The 13,636-nt window shown below is 74.7% G+C and carries 15 protein-coding genes and 1 pseudogene; 10 read left to right on the top strand and 6 right to left on the bottom strand.

Annotated elements, in window-relative coordinates; all coding sequences use genetic code 11:
- Positions 1–103: 103 nt before the first annotated feature.
- Positions 104–1,492 (bottom strand): carotenoid oxygenase family protein, encoded by a 1,389-nt coding sequence (locus tag ACGF0D_RS06790; protein ID WP_392914185.1) that lies wholly within the window; start codon positions 1,490–1,492, stop codon positions 104–106.
- Positions 1,489–2,124: a TetR/AcrR family transcriptional regulator gene (locus ACGF0D_RS06785; protein ID WP_392874855.1), complete on the bottom strand. Its 636-nt coding sequence runs from the start codon at positions 2,122–2,124 to the stop codon at positions 1,489–1,491. Before ACGF0D_RS06785 ends, ACGF0D_RS06790 begins: the two co-directional genes overlap by 4 nt.
- Positions 2,125–2,504: 380 nt before the next feature.
- Between ACGF0D_RS06785 and ACGF0D_RS06780 the strand changes: the two genes are divergently transcribed.
- The 9 genes from ACGF0D_RS06780 to ACGF0D_RS06740 all read left to right on the top strand — a co-directional run bounded on the left by ACGF0D_RS06780 (position 2,505) and on the right by ACGF0D_RS06740 (position 8,715).
- The gene (locus ACGF0D_RS06780; protein ID WP_392874852.1) at positions 2,505–2,834 is read left to right on the top strand and encodes a hypothetical protein; all 330 of its coding nucleotides are present in this window, start codon (positions 2,505–2,507) and stop codon (positions 2,832–2,834) included.
- Between the two features lie 32 nt (positions 2,835–2,866).
- The gene (locus tag ACGF0D_RS06775) at positions 2,867–3,556 is read left to right on the top strand and encodes an alpha/beta hydrolase (RefSeq protein ID WP_392914184.1); all 690 of its coding nucleotides are present in this window, start codon (positions 2,867–2,869) and stop codon (positions 3,554–3,556) included.
- Between the two features lie 375 nt (positions 3,557–3,931).
- The gene (locus tag ACGF0D_RS06770) at positions 3,932–4,861 is read left to right on the top strand and encodes an aminoglycoside phosphotransferase family protein (RefSeq protein ID WP_392914183.1); all 930 of its coding nucleotides are present in this window, start codon (positions 3,932–3,934) and stop codon (positions 4,859–4,861) included.
- A 168-nt stretch (positions 4,862–5,029) separates the two neighbouring features.
- On the top strand, positions 5,030–5,386 hold the full coding sequence (locus ACGF0D_RS06765) for a DUF6204 family protein (RefSeq protein ID WP_392874844.1): 357 nt from the start codon (positions 5,030–5,032) through the stop codon (positions 5,384–5,386).
- Positions 5,387–5,465: 79 nt separating this feature from the next.
- The gene (locus tag ACGF0D_RS06760) at positions 5,466–5,975 is read left to right on the top strand and encodes a MarR family winged helix-turn-helix transcriptional regulator (protein ID WP_392914182.1); all 510 of its coding nucleotides are present in this window, start codon (positions 5,466–5,468) and stop codon (positions 5,973–5,975) included.
- A 186-nt stretch (positions 5,976–6,161) separates the two neighbouring features.
- The gene (locus tag ACGF0D_RS06755; RefSeq protein ID WP_392914181.1) at positions 6,162–6,863 is read left to right on the top strand and encodes a class I SAM-dependent methyltransferase; all 702 of its coding nucleotides are present in this window, start codon (positions 6,162–6,164) and stop codon (positions 6,861–6,863) included.
- The gene (locus ACGF0D_RS06750; RefSeq protein ID WP_392914180.1) at positions 6,860–7,168 is read left to right on the top strand and encodes a sulfurtransferase TusA family protein; all 309 of its coding nucleotides are present in this window, start codon (positions 6,860–6,862) and stop codon (positions 7,166–7,168) included. The genes ACGF0D_RS06755 and ACGF0D_RS06750 overlap by 4 nt, the downstream gene beginning before the upstream one ends.
- 96 nt (positions 7,169–7,264) lie before the next feature.
- A complete protein-coding gene (locus ACGF0D_RS06745; protein WP_392914179.1) occupies positions 7,265–8,224 on the top strand; it encodes a polysaccharide deacetylase family protein in 960 nt (319 codons plus the stop codon).
- A gap of 41 nt (positions 8,225–8,265) precedes the next feature.
- A complete protein-coding gene (locus ACGF0D_RS06740) occupies positions 8,266–8,715 on the top strand; it encodes a hypothetical protein (protein ID WP_392874829.1) in 450 nt (149 codons plus the stop codon).
- A 60-nt stretch (positions 8,716–8,775) separates the two neighbouring features.
- Here ACGF0D_RS06740 and ACGF0D_RS06735 read toward each other — a convergent pair whose 3' ends face one another.
- The 4 genes from ACGF0D_RS06735 to def all read right to left on the bottom strand — a co-directional run bounded on the left by ACGF0D_RS06735 (position 8,776) and on the right by def (position 12,996).
- Positions 8,776–9,780 (bottom strand): MerR family transcriptional regulator, encoded by a 1,005-nt coding sequence (locus ACGF0D_RS06735; protein WP_392914178.1) that lies wholly within the window; start codon positions 9,778–9,780, stop codon positions 8,776–8,778.
- Between the two features lie 102 nt (positions 9,781–9,882).
- A complete protein-coding gene (locus ACGF0D_RS06730) occupies positions 9,883–11,316 on the bottom strand; it encodes an RsmB/NOP family class I SAM-dependent RNA methyltransferase (protein ID WP_392874823.1) in 1,434 nt (477 codons plus the stop codon).
- Positions 11,317–11,447: 131 nt separating this feature from the next.
- The gene (fmt, locus tag ACGF0D_RS06725; protein WP_392874820.1) at positions 11,448–12,386 is read right to left on the bottom strand and encodes a methionyl-tRNA formyltransferase; all 939 of its coding nucleotides are present in this window, start codon (positions 12,384–12,386) and stop codon (positions 11,448–11,450) included.
- Between the two features lie 64 nt (positions 12,387–12,450).
- Complete coding sequence (gene def / locus ACGF0D_RS06720; RefSeq protein ID WP_392914177.1) at positions 12,451–12,996, bottom strand: peptide deformylase; 546 nt, start codon at positions 12,994–12,996, stop codon at positions 12,451–12,453.
- Between the two features lie 252 nt (positions 12,997–13,248).
- Between def and ACGF0D_RS06715 the strand changes: the two are divergent.
- Positions 13,249–13,600 (top strand): annotated as a pseudogene (locus ACGF0D_RS06715) (hypothetical protein); the annotation flags it as partial.
- Positions 13,601–13,636 lie beyond the last annotated feature (36 nt).

The following is a 13,636-nucleotide window of genomic DNA, read 5'->3' as shown; positions in this document are numbered from 1 at the left end:
GCCCGATCGCCGGGATCGCGACGAATCCCCGGGGCCACACCCCACGGAGCGCGGCCCGGGGCACGCCGCGGGAAACCAGGCTTGAGGGACCAATATTGGCCCCTCAGCCCTGGCTCGACTCCCCGCCCGGCACCCAGTTCCCGTGCAGGCCCAGCGGCACCCGCACCGGCAGGTGAACGCGGGCGACGGGCTCTCCGGTGAAGTCCTGGGCGGCGAGGACCACCAGGTCCGTCGCGCCCCGGTCCGGGTCGTGGACGTACGCCATCAGGTACCCGTCGTCCTCCGCCGTGGGCGACTCGGCAGGGACGAACACCGCCTCGCCCACCGCCCCGTCGCGCCCGAACTCGTGGGCCTCGACACTCCCCCGGACCAGGTCGTGCTTGAGCAGGGCGTTGCTGAAGCCCTCGTCCGGGCGGTCGTCCCCTGGCCCGGCCGGCGGCGCGTACAGCTCGACGGCGGCCGTGTAGCCGTAGCGGTGGGGGCGACCTGTGTGGCGCGGGTTGAGGCGTGGAAACTCCTGGACCCGGTCGTCCAGGCGCTCCTCGCGCACCGTTCCCGCCGCCAGGTCGATCGTCCAGCGGTCGAGCGTGGGCCGGCTCGCACCGATGTCGCGCAGGTCCATGCCCGGCGGGTGCCGCACGACGTCCACCACCAGCACGTCCGCCGTCCGCTCGTACGCGTTGAGGGTGTGCCCGACCAGGTGCGGCGCCAGCTCGAACCACCGCACCGCACCGCCCTCGCGCGGCATCACCCCGACCCGGGCGGCGCGCCGCCCGTCCCAGGTGAAGGGCACGCCGGTGGCCAGGTGCGCCGCGCTGAACACCACCGGCGTGTCGTACAGCAGCACGAACCGCTCGGTGAGCCCGAAGTCGTGCATGTACGGGTTCCCCGGCACCTCGACCAGTGTGCTGCGCCGGACCGCACCGCCGGCGTCCATCACGATGTGCTGCACGTGCTCGGAACCGTAGCGGAAGGCCAGCGAGTGCAGCTCCCCGGTGTGCGGGTCGGGGATCGAGTGGGCGTTGGCGCTGTACCCCTCCGGCGTGGCTCCCAGCCCGCACGGCCCCACCGTGTCCAACTCGTAGGTGAGTTCGTACGGGCGGATGCCGCCCTCGATCAGCGCGTAGGTGCGCCCGGCGAGGCCCGCGACCTGCACGTTGGGGGAGATGTCCAGCCGCTCGTCGACGGGCGTGCCACGGCGGGGCTCGCCGAGCCGGTCGGCGACCGCGCCGGAGCGGACCCAGCGGTTGCGGTACCACTCGGCGCGCCCGTCCCGGATCCGGACGCCGTGCACCATGCCGGCACCGAGGGTCCACAGGTGCGCGGCCGGGTCCTCGAGGCCCAGCGGGTTGGGGCCGTTGCGCAGGTAGCGGCCGTCGAGGTGGGCCGGTAACCGGCCGGTGACGGGCAGGTCGTAGGCGGTGACCTCCTCGGCCACCGGGGCGAAGTTTCCGGACAGGTAGCGGTTGCGGCTCGTGCCGTCGGTACTCACGGGATCGACCTCTCGTCGGGTGACTGGGCGCCGGCGCCGAACGCCCGCCCCAGTGCGGCCATCAGTGCCTCGTAGCGCGCCCCGGCCTCGTCCGGTGCGAAGTGGCCGGCGAGCTCCAGGCTCACCGCGCCGTGGGTGGCTGCCCAGAAGAGCTTGGAGACCTCGTGGGCGTCGCCGGGTCGGAAGGCGCCGGCGGCCATGCAGGCGTCCACGGCGGCCACCGAGGCGCCGAACGCTCCGTCCGCCACGGCCAACGCCTCGTCGCTGGGCCGGAATCCGGGCGCCGGCTGCTCGAACATCACGCGGTAGTAGGCGGGTTCGGCGATCGCCAGCTCCCGGTAGGCGCGACCGAGCTCGGTGAGGTAAGCCAACGGGTCGCTCCCGCGCGGGACTTGCTCCTGCGCCCGGCGCAGCCGCGCGAAGCCCTCACGGTACAGCGCGTCGAGCAGCCCCTCCTTCCCGCCGAACATCGTGTACAGCACCTTGGTCGAGGAGCCGATCTCGGCGGCGATCCGGCGCACGGTCAGCGCGGCGGGACCTTCGGCGACAAGGAGGGAGATGGCGCGGTCGAGGATCACGGCGCGCACGGCGTCCTGGCCGGCCCGATGCGCGTCCTGGTAAGGCGTGCTCATGGGTAACAACGTAACCGATGGGAAACAGTGTTACCAGCCTTCCGGGGAGTCGACTCCCGGCGGCCCGTCGAGCAGTCGACCGTCCGGCTCCGCACGGGCCCGCCGTCCGAGCGCGTCCCGGCCCGGGCGAGCGGGGCGGGCAGACCGAGCGGACCGACCCGCGCGCCAGCCGTCCGCCACGGCACGCCAACCCTTCGCCATGGAGCGACAGTTGACCAGGACCGCCGAAGCACCCGATCTCCGCGTCGGGCTGAGCCGACCGGGTAGACCTCGGCCCCGGACAGTGCGCGTACGCCCGGTCGGCTCGTTCTGCTGTACATGCCCCCCTCAATCCCGACGCCATCGCCCTGGCCCGCGATCGACACCATCCGGAGGTTCCCGTGGCAGTGATCGGCCGTGCGACGGCCACCGTGGTCGCGCTGGGCATCCTGCTCGTCCCGGCGGCCGTCACGGCGGGCACCGACCTGCCACCCGAGCCCGGTGCGGGCTGGTGGGAGGTGTCGGCCACCGCCGCCAACGTCCGGGTCGACCACTTCGGCGAGGAGACCGTCGTCGGACTCGCCCGTTCGGGTGACCGGGTCGAGGTGGTGGACACCTGGACCTCGCCGCTCGGCGCCCGCTGGGCGAAGGTCATGGTGGTGCGCAGCCGAATCTCCGGCTGGGTCCTGTGGTCCTTACTGGCGCACAGTGACCCGTCCTCGGAACCGTAGAATCCGCCTGTACACATCAGGAGGGATTTCGCGTGTTCCGAGCGCAGCGTCCGCGCACCGCAGAGCTGACCCCGCGGCAGGGAGAGGGGCCGGTCAACGGCGTCGCCCTGCTGCTGCCGGGCGGATTCATCCGCAGTCGGCGCGCACCGCTGAAGGTCGCCGAGCTCGGCCTGCGCGACCTCGCCGCGGAGCTCACCGACCGCGGCCGGGCGCACGGGCTCGCGGTGCACCTGCTGCGCTACCGCCACGGCGGCTGGAACGGCGCCGACGCCGACACCGCCGTCGACACCCGCTGGGCGCTCGACGAACTCGCCCGGCTGTACCCGGGCGCACCCGTCGTGCTGATCGGCAACTCGCTGGGCGGGCGGGCCGCGTTCTGGTGCGCCGGACACCCGTCGGTGGTCGGCGTCGCCGGGATCGCGCCCTGGCTGCCCAGCGGCGACCCGGTCGACCAGCTGGCCGGCCGGCGGGTGCTGATCGTCCACGGCACCGGGGACCACAGCTCCGCCGGCGCCACCCAGTCCCTGGAGTACGCGCTGCGCGCCCGGCCGGTCGTGCCGGACCTCGCGCGGTACGAAGCCCCGGGCGCCAACCACCTCCTGATCCGCGAGTCCCGCGACATCAGCGCTCTGACCACCGCCTTCACCCTCGCCACCCTGGGCGCCGAGCCCGCCCCCCTGATGGCGGGGGCGGTCTGCACCCGGCTCCCCGCGCGCGTGTAGCCCCTCTCCCTCCCACTTCCCGGGCCTCCCCTGCCGATCGACAGGGGAGGCCCGGCCGTCTTCCGGCAGGATTCCGCCGATCGGCACATGCGCGAACCGGGCCCCGACGATCAGTCTTGGAGGCACCACGACGGCGGCCATCCGGGCCACCGCGAAAGGGGGCCCACCGTGTTCCGCGAGCGCACTCTCCACCTCCGCACCACCGAAGCGCACCCGAACAATCGCCAACCACGCCTTCTCCGGCACAAGTCAGCCCGCCCCCCGACGGCACCGAAGAGCACACGACCGCCTCCCCCGCGCCCTGCCGGACGGCGAACTCCCGCCGCCCCGGCAGCCGCAGGATCCGCCCCACCCTGCCAGCCGAGAGGAAGCCGCATGATCACCGTCCCCGACGGGTTCGCCCGCACCACCGTCGACCGCGCAGGCGCCGCCGGTTCGGCCTGGATCGCCGAACTCCCCGGCCTCGCCGCCGAGCTGCTGGAGCGCTGGGGCTGCGTGCCGGACGGCGAGCCCACCCACGGCGGTGTCGGCCTGATCCTCCCGGTCCGGCAGGGCACGGGACGCGCGGCCGTACTGAAGGTCTCCTTCCCTCACCCGGGCAACGTGCACGAGCCGGACGCCTTCGCGGTGTGGGCGGGCCAGGGCGCCGTCCGGCTGCACGAACGCGACGACGAGCACTTCGCGATGCTGCTCGAACGGGCCGGCCCGGCCACGCTCGCGGAGGTCCGGGACGGCGACGAAGTACCGACGGTCGCCGGGCGGCTCAGCTTGCGGCTCGCCGTACCGGCGCCACCAGGCCTGCCCCGGCTGAGCGAGCGGGCTACGGACTGGGAGGCCCGGCTACGCGACGACGCGGCCTCCCTGCCCCATGCCCTGTCGGCCCGCACGGTGGGCGCCGCCCTCGCGACCATCCACGAACTCGCCCGCTCCCAGCCGGATGTGCTCGTCCACGGCGACCTCCACCCCCGCAACATCCTGCGGGCGGAGCGCGAGCCCTGGCTGGCCGTGGATCCCAAGGGCTACGCAGGGGACAGGGCCTACGACGGCGGCACCCTGCTCAAGGTCCACACCCTGACGCTGCTCAGCTCGACGGACCTGCACCACACGGCCCTCCGCGCACTCGACGTCTTCGCCGAAGCCGCCGAGCTCGACCGCGAACGCACCCGCCGCTGGGCCCAACTCCACGCCGTCCAGGCCGCCTTCCAGGGCCGGCGCAGCGGCTTCCGGCGTGCCCGCGGCGGCCCCGAACTCGACCGGCTCATCCGCTACGCGGACGGGCTCGCCGAAGCCCTCACCCCGACCTGAGAGCCCGCCCCAACCTGACCAGCCCGCGACGGCCCTCCGTCCCGACAGTGAAAGGAGCCGACCCCGACAGCACCGAGACCTCGTTCGCCGCCGTGCCTCCGGCTGCGCACGCGCCGGCGCCCGGAATCGCGTTGGCGGTCGGCGGCCCGTGGTGCCTATGGTCGGGGGATGACCACTCGAACCTTCCGCATCATGGTGCGCGGCGTCTTCGACGGCCTCACCGACGAACAGCGCGCCGAACTGCTCGCCGCCGCCCCCGAGCACGACGTGCTGCGGGCCGCCTTCACCCGCGAAGGCCACCTGAGCTACGACCTCTCCGCGCGGGCCGCCTTCACCTTCCGCTTCCTCGACGAGGGCGAGGCCGAGGAGGACATCCTGGAGGCCACCGAGCGGGCCGAGCAGTCGGCGCAGCGCTGGCTCGACGAACGCGGCTACGGCTACAAGAACCTCCGCTCCCAGGCCGAGGACCTCTCCCAGGCGCCGCTCGGCAAGCGTCAGCGCCGCGCAGCCGGCACCGCGCACTGACCCGACCGACCCCCTCCCCCTTCGCCACCTCCTTGACGGCTCCCTTTCGGGATATACTTGAGCAGTCAAGGAGGTGGCAATGACAGACCACTCGGACCGGACCGAGCAGACCGACCCCGCCCGCACCACGCCGGCCCCCAACCCCGACCCGCTGGACACCGCCCTGCGGCTCGTCCGCGCACAGACCGCCGTGGTCAAGCGCTTCGACGCGAGCCTCAGCAGCCTGCACGGCGTCAGCCTGGCCGACTTCACCATGCTGCTCCACCTCTCCCAGGCCCCCGGCGGCCGGATGCGCCGGGTCGACCTCGCCGAGGCCCTCGGGCTCACCGCCTCCGGCGTGACCCGTGGCCTCGCACCGCTGGAGCGGATCGGCCTGGTCAGTCGCGAGGCCGCTGCCCGGGACGCCCGGGTCGCCTACGCCGCGCTCACCCCGACCGGCCGTGAGCGGCTCGCCGAGATGCTGCGCACCGCCCGCCATGTGGCCGCCGAGCACTTCGCGGCCGAGCAGTGGAGCGCCGAGGACCTCGGCCTGCTGTCCGCCCTGCTCACCCGCGTCGGCGGCACCGCCCCCGGCCAGCGCCTCGGCTGACCGGCCGATCCGCCCGCCCCACCGCAGCCCCCACCGCGGGCCCCCACCCCGGGCCCGCACCGGCAACCCCCGCCCCACCCACCGCGCACCCCCACGTCCTAGGCTGGTCCCGCACCGGCGGCACCACCAGCACTACCCACACCGGCGGCACCACCCGCACCACCCCACCCCGCGAAGGGCGGCACCATGACCGACACCCCCGGCACCGGGCCCGGCCTGGAGCCCGGCCTCGCCGAGGCCCAACGCGCCCACTGGCAGCGGACCTACACCGCCAACCCGGGGATGTACGGCGAGCGGCCCTCCGCCCCGGCCGAGTACGCGGCCGAGGTGTTCACCGCCGCCGGGGCGCGGGACGTGCTGGAACTCGGTGCCGGCCACGGACGCGACGCACTGCACTTCGCCCGGGCCGGCTTCCGCGTGGTGGCCGCCGACTTCAGCCCGACCGGCCTGGAGCAGCTGCGTTCCACCGCGGCGGAGCAGGGCCTGGCCGACCGGCTCTCGGTCCTCACCCACGACGTCCGCGACCCGCTGCCCCTCCCCGATGCCTCCGCCGACGGGGTCTTCGCCCACATGCTGCTCTGCATGGCCCTCTCCACCGAGGAGATCGAGGCGCTCGTCGCCGAGGTCCGTCGGGTCCTGCGCCCGGGCGGCACCTTCGTCTACACCGTCCGCCACACCGGCGACGCCCACTACGGCGCCGGCACCGGCCACGGGGACGACATCTGGGAGCACGGCGGCTTCGCCGTCCACTTCTTCCCCCGCGAGCTGGTCGACTCGCTCGCCGCCGAGGGCTGGAGCCTGACCGAGGTCCACCCCTTCGAGGAGGGCGACCTGCCCCGCCGCCTCTGGCGCGTCACCCAGCAGACCTCTCGGGAGACCTCTCGATGAGCGCACCCGACACCGCCGCCCCCGACCTCACCGTCGACGGCACCGGCCTGCTCTGCGTCCAGCTCCTGCTCCGGCTGCGCGCCCGGATCGCGCACCTCCCCGCCGGCGCGGTGGTCCACATCCACACCACCGACCCCGCCGCCCCGCTCGACCTCCCCGCCTGGTGCCACCTGACCGGCCACGAGTACCTCGGCCGGGTCCCGTACGAGGCCACCGACCGCGAGGTGTACGCGCTGCGCCTCACCTCCGCCCCGGTCCAGACCCGCCCCGACCGCCCCTGGCACCCGGCCCCCACAGCCGACTGACCGGTCTGCCAGTCCCCGTCGGCTGGCCTCACCGCCCGACCCCGTCGCCCGGAAAACCCCGCGCGCCCGACGCCGCCACCGGGACAGACTGCGCCCATGCCCGCAGCCGGCCCCACACCCGTACCCCCGCCCCCACTCACCACCGCCAACCACCTCCTCGGCCACCCGCCCGAAGCCCGTCTCCTGCTGCTCAACTGCGACGACCTCGGCCTGGACGAGTCCGTCAACCTCGCCGTGATCGACGCTGTCCGGAACGGCATCGCCGCCTCGTGCAGCCTGATGACGCCCTGCGCCGCCGCGCCGCACGCGCTCGGGCTGCTGCGCCGGCACCCGGAGGTCCCCTTCGGCGTCCACCTCACGCTGGTCTGCGAGTCCCCGGACCGCCGCTGGGGCCCGCTCGCCGCCCGCGACCGAGTGCCCTCCCTCCTCGACGCCTCCGGCGAGTTCTTCGCCCCCACCCCCGCCGGACGCGCCGCCCTGCTCACCCGGGCCCGGATCGACGACGTGGAGCGCGAGTTCCGCGCCCAGATCGACGCGGTGGCGGCGGCCGGCCTCGCCCCGACCCACCTCGACTTCCACTGCCTGGCCGACGGTGGCCGCGAGGACGTCCTCGACCTCACCCTCTCCCTCGGCGCCGAGTACGGCCTGGCGGTCCGGGTCTGGCTGCCGCCCGCGCTGGCCCGGATGCGCGAGCGCGGGCTGCCGGTGGTGGACCACGGTTTCCTCGACAGCTTCACCGTCCCCCTGGACGACAAGCCCGCCCACTACGCCCGCCTGCTCGCCGCCCTCCCGCCGGGCCTCACCGAGTGGGCCCTGCACCCCGCCCTACGCCCCGCGCTGCACCCCGCCCTACGCCCCGCGCTGCACCCCGCCCCGGACGACGGTCGGCGCGTGCGGCACACCGACCACGCGTTCCTCGTCTCCCCCGAAGCGCGCCGGCTACTCACCGAGCACGGCATCACCGTCCTCGGCTACCGCACGCTCCAGGAGGCCTGGCAGCGAGCCCGGGAACGGCTCACGGTCGAGCCCCCCGGGCCGCCCGGTGTGCCACGATGAGGAGTCACGAACACCCCAGTGCCACAGGGAGGTTGACCGCCGTGGACCCGATCATCAGCTGCCGCTGGCAGGACCGGAACGGCGAGTGGGCCCTGACCGTCGGCCACAACGGCGACGGCTGGGAACTGCTCGCCTCGGCCCCCTACTGGTCGGAGTCGATCCCCTTCGCGAACCCGGACGAGGTCCGCCGACTCGCCCAGGCCCTGCTGGACCTGCCCGCCGAGCCCGAGCCGTACGAGTTCGAGTGGCAGCTCTCCCGCCCCGGTTCGACCGCCGCCCGGGGCGAGCAGCAGCCGCACTTCGCGACCTTCGCCGTCGGCCTCGACCCCACCGACGACCACCGCCCGTACCTCGCCTACCAGTCCTACTACGACCTGGGCCGGGCCACCGGACTCGGTCTGGAGGTGATCTGCGAGGACCCGCCGATCGACCACCTCCGCGCCCAGGCCCACGCCTTCCTGACCACCTACCCCGGCCCCACCCGCCGGTAGGCCGCACCGCCGCTGCCGTCCGCCGCGGCCCCACGGCCGCGCACACCCCCGCGCACCGGCTCACCCCACGGCGCGCACCGCCCAGTCCACCTCAGCCGCCCAACTCTCCGGCGCAGCCCAACCGTTGACGACCGCCAGCAGCTCCAGGTACCGCTCCCGCCGAGGATCGGCCATCGCCCTCAGCCGCTCCGCCAACCGGTCGCGCACCGCCCCGGCACCCCCCGGCACCGCCCCCGCGCACCACTGTCCGTACCGCTCCACCAGCGCCGCGACGACCGCCGCCGCCTCCGCCGACCCCGGCTCCACCCCGGCCGCGACCGCCGATCCGGCCGACTCCCGCACCGCCACCGCCAGCCCTGGCTTCGGCAGCCCCGCACCGCCCGCCGCCTCCGCAGAAGTCGCCTCCGCAGCCTCCGCCTCGGCGAGCCCCCGCAGCAGCGCCCGGAACCCCGCGTCCCCCGCCATCCGGGCCAACTCCACCCAGGCCTCGACCTGTTCGGGCGACGGGTCCTCCGGCAGCTCCGGCGTCAACGAGCGCGCCACAGCGGCGAACCGCCCACCGCGGCCCACCCCTCCGCGATCGCCCCGTCCGCCATCGCCCCGTCCGTCGCCGCCCCCTCCGCCGTCGATCCCGTCGAACACCGCCGCCAGGAACTCCCCGACCAGGCGCCCCCGTTCGTCCTCCGTGAGCCGGGCCAACCGGTGCACGCGCGTCAACTCCTCAGGTGTCGACCCGAGCCTGGCCACCACCCCGAGCACCGCCCGCCGCAGCCGCAGCACCCGGATCTGGAGGTCGATCGCCTCCGCCTGCACGGCGGCGGCGTCGGCCGGCGTCAGTTCGCGCTCCACCACCCGCCGGATCGCGGGCAGTCCGAGCCCGAGTTCCCGCAGGGTGCGGACCAGCTCCAGGCGCGCGACGGCGTCGGCGCCGTACCGCCGGTGGCCGGCCGGGTTGCGGCCGGTCGGCGACACGATCCCCCGGTCCGAGTAGAAGCGGACGGTCTTGACCGTCAGCCCCGTCCGCCGGGCCAACTCACCGATGGTGTACACCGTGTCGCCGTTCATGGCCACCACCCTGCTACCTCCCCCTACGGGAGGTGCAAGCCCCGGCCGGAGGCGCCCCCTTCCGGAGGCGACCCCGGCCGGGACGGCGACACCCGAACGGCCTCAGGCAGTACGCCGCAGCAGCGCCAGGTACATCGCGTCCGTCCCGTGGAGGTGCGGCCACAGCTGCACGTCCGGCCCCTCGCCGAGCGCCGGGACGCCGGGCAGCAGCGGCCGCGCGTCGATCCACTCGACCCGGCCGCCCTCGCCCCGCAGCACGTCGTCCACGACCGCGCGGGTCTCCGCCAGGTGCGGCGAGCAGGTCGCGTAGCCGACCACGCCGCCGACCCGGGTGGCCTCGATCGCCGAGCGCAGCAGGTCCCGCTGGAGCGGGCCGAAGGCGGCGACGTCGGCCGGCCGGCGCCGCCAGCGCGCCTCCGGGCGGCGGCGCAGCGCACCGAGGCCGGAGCACGGCACGTCGACCAGCACCCGGTCGAAGCCGCCGGACCGCCAGGCCGGGCGCGTCCCGTCCGCCGCGATCACGGTGTACGGGCCGGGGTTGCCGTCCAGGGCCCGCGCCACCAGCCGGGCGCGGTGCGGCTGCTTCTCGCTCGCCACCAGCCCCGCACCCCGCTCGGCGGCCAGCGCGCCGAGCAGCGCGGCCTTGCCGCCGGGGCCCGCGCAGCCGTCCAGCCAGAGCCGGTCCGGCCCCTCCAGCGGCGCGGTGGCCAGCGCCAGCGCGACCAGCTGGCTGCCCTCGTCCTGCACGCCCGCCCGGTTCTCCTGCACCGCCGTGACCGAGCCCGGGTCGCCGCCCTCGGCGAGCCGCAGCGCGAACGGGGACCAGCGGCCCGGCTGGGCCTCCGGCAGCACGTCGGCCAGCTCTCCGACGGTGGCCCGGCCGGGGCGGGCCACCAGGGTGACCTCGGGCCGCTCGTTGTCGGCCCGCAGCAGGTCCTCCATCGCGGTGCGCCCGGAGGCGTCCGGCTGCCAGCGGCCGAGCGAGTCCCAGAGCGCGGAGACCACCCAGCGCGGGTGCGAGTGCACGACCGCCAGGTGGTCCTCGGCGTCCTTGTCGTACGGCGGGGCGACCTGCTCGATCCAGGTGTCCAGGTCGTGGGCGCTGATCCGGCGCAGCACGGCGTTGACGAACTTGGCCTTGCCGTCGCCGAGCACCACCCGGGCCAGCTCGACGGTCGCCGAGACGGCCGCGTGGCTGGGGATGCGGGTGGTGAGCAGCTGGTGCGCGCCGAGCGAGAGCACGTCCAGCACCGGCGGGTCGACCTTGCCGAGCGGCCGGTCGATGCAGGCGGCGATGATCGCGTCGTAGGTGCCCTGCAGGCGCAGGGTGCCGTAGACCAGTTCGGTGGCGAGGGCGGCGTCGCGCCGGTCCATGCCCTTCTGCTCGGCCTCGCGGAGCAGCGAGGGCAGGATCAGGTTGGCGTACGCGTCACGCTCGTCGACGGCGCGCAGCGCGCGGAACGCGACGATCCGGGCCGGGTCCTTCTTCGGACGGCGGTGCGGGCGGGGGGCGCGCTTGGCGCTGGGGGTGGTCACAGGTGCCTCAAGGTGCTGCGGTACTCAAATGAATCAGGTACACGAACGGATCAGGTACACGAACGGATCAGGTACACGAACGATCAAACGAACAGTACGGATCAAACGAACAGTAACGCCAAACCGGAGCGTCAGCCCCCGAAGCGCTCCCCCGCCTCCAGCCGCGCGCCCCGGGCCCAGTCGGCGGCCCGCATCTCCTTCTTCCCCTGCGGCCGCACCTCCCCGAGCTCGACGTCGTGGCTGCCGGTGCCGACCCGGACGCTGTTCTTTCCCACCATCGCGACCTCGCCCGGCGCCAGCTCGGTGGAGTCCGGCAGCAGCCTGACCGGGCCGGTGACCTTCAGCCGCTCGCCCCGGAACTCCGTCCAGGCGCCCGGCGCCGGCGCGCAGCCGCGCACCACCCGGTCGACCCGCAGCGCGGGGTGGTTCCAGTCGATCCGCGCGTCCTCGACGGTGATCTTCGGCGCGAGCGTGACGCCCTCGGCCGGCTGCGGCACGGCGTGCAGGGAGCCGTCCTCGATGCCGTCCATGGTGGCCGCGAGCAGCCGCGCGCCGGAGAGCGAGAGCCGGGTGAGCAGCTCGCCGCTGGTGTCGGCGGGGCGGATCTCCTCGGTGATCACGCCGTAGACCGGGCCGGAGTCCAGGCCCTGCTCGATCAGGAAGGTGGACGCGCCGGTGACCTCGTCGCCGGCCAGCACGGCGTGCTGGACCGGGGCCGCGCCGCGCCAGGCGGGCAGCAGCGAGAAGTGCAGGTTGACCCAGCCGTGCTTGGGGATCTCCAGGGTGCCGGGGCGCAGCAGCGCGCCGTAGGCGACCACCGGGCAGCAGTCGGGGGCGAGCTCGGTGAGCCGGGCGACGAAGTCGGGGTCGCTGGGCTTCGCCGGCTTGAGGACCTCGATCCCGGCCTCCTCGGCGCGCTGGGCGACGGGGCTGGCGACCAGCTTGCGCCCGCGCCCGGCCGGTGCGTCGGGGCGGGTGACCACCGCGACGACCTCGTGCCGGTCCGAGGCGAGCAGGGCGTCCAGGGCGGGAACGGCGACCTCGGGGGTGCCGGCGAAAACGAGACGCATCAAGTGCCTTTCTGCAAACGGAAGTCGAAACGGAGGAGCGGACGAACAGAGATGCCGAACGGCCTCAGCGGGCGGAGCCGAAGGTGCTGTGCGGCGAGACCTTGACCACCGGGGCCGGCCCGCCGCCCCAGTCCGCCTCCCGGATCGCCTTCAGCGCGGCCTTGCGCTGTTCGCGGTCGAGCCGGTCGATGAAGACGATGCCGTCCAGGTGGTCGGTCTCGTGCTGTATGCACCGGGCGAGCAGCTGGGTGCCCTCCACCGTCACCGGATCGCCGTACATGTTGAAGCCCTTGGCCACCACGCCGTGGGCGCGCTTGGTGTCGTAGCGCAGCCCGGGCAGCGACAGGCAGCCCTCGGGGCCGTCCTGCTCCTCCTCGCTCAGCGACAGGTCCGGGTTGATCAGGTGCCCGGTGACACCGTCCACGTGGTACGTGAACACCCGCAGGGAGACGCCGAGTTGGGGAGCGGCGAGACCGGCGCCGGGGGCGTCCAGCATGGTGTCGGTGAGGTCGCGGACCAGCTTGCGCAGTTCCTTGTCGAAGGTGGTCACCGGCTGGGCGGTGGACCGCAGGACGGGGTCTCCGAAGAGACGGATCGGCTGGATCGCCACGGGGTACGGGCTCCTGTCCGTAGGGGCGCGGGCTGCGGTCGGCCGCTGGTTCACCCGCCAGTCTATGCAACCCTCGCGGCCGCCCGCCGGGGGCTTCCCCGGGCCCGGATCGGCGGCCGGCACGGCCGACTGTGCCGAGCCGCGTTACCCCGGCCCCCGCTTCGGCGTTGGTCAAGAGAGATTGACCGTGGCCGGGCACACGGGACACCGCGTCCCGGCCGAGCGAACCGTACGGAAGGTGGCACGTAGGCCATGGCCGAGCAGATCAACCACGACGCCCGGGCGCGGGCGAGCCTGCACCTGCTGGTGCGGGACATCGAGCGGGTGAGGCGGCAGGTCGACGCGCTGCGGACGCTCACCGCCCAGTTGGGCAACGTCTACCGTCCGCGCCGACCGAGCACCTCGGCCGGCTTCGTGGTGTACGGGCGGGCCCCGGCGCCGACCGTGCGCCTGGCGCAGGAGCTGCGGGAGAGCGTGGAGACGCTGGTGGCGGCGGCGGTCGAGTTCGACCGGGCGCTGGGCTTCTCCTGGGACTCGGTGGGCTCCGCCCTCGGGGTCACCAAGCAGGCGGTGCACCGGCGCTACGGGATGCGCCGCCCGACCAGCGAACTCCTGGCCGCGAGCGGCGCCGTCCCGGGCC

Source organism: Kitasatospora sp. NPDC048298 (genome assembly GCF_043201465.1).
Classification (GTDB): Bacteria; Actinomycetota; Actinomycetes; order Streptomycetales; family Streptomycetaceae; genus Kitasatospora.
The sequence above is the reverse complement of the archived record's forward strand: the minus strand, read 5'-3'. Positions and strand labels throughout refer to the sequence as shown.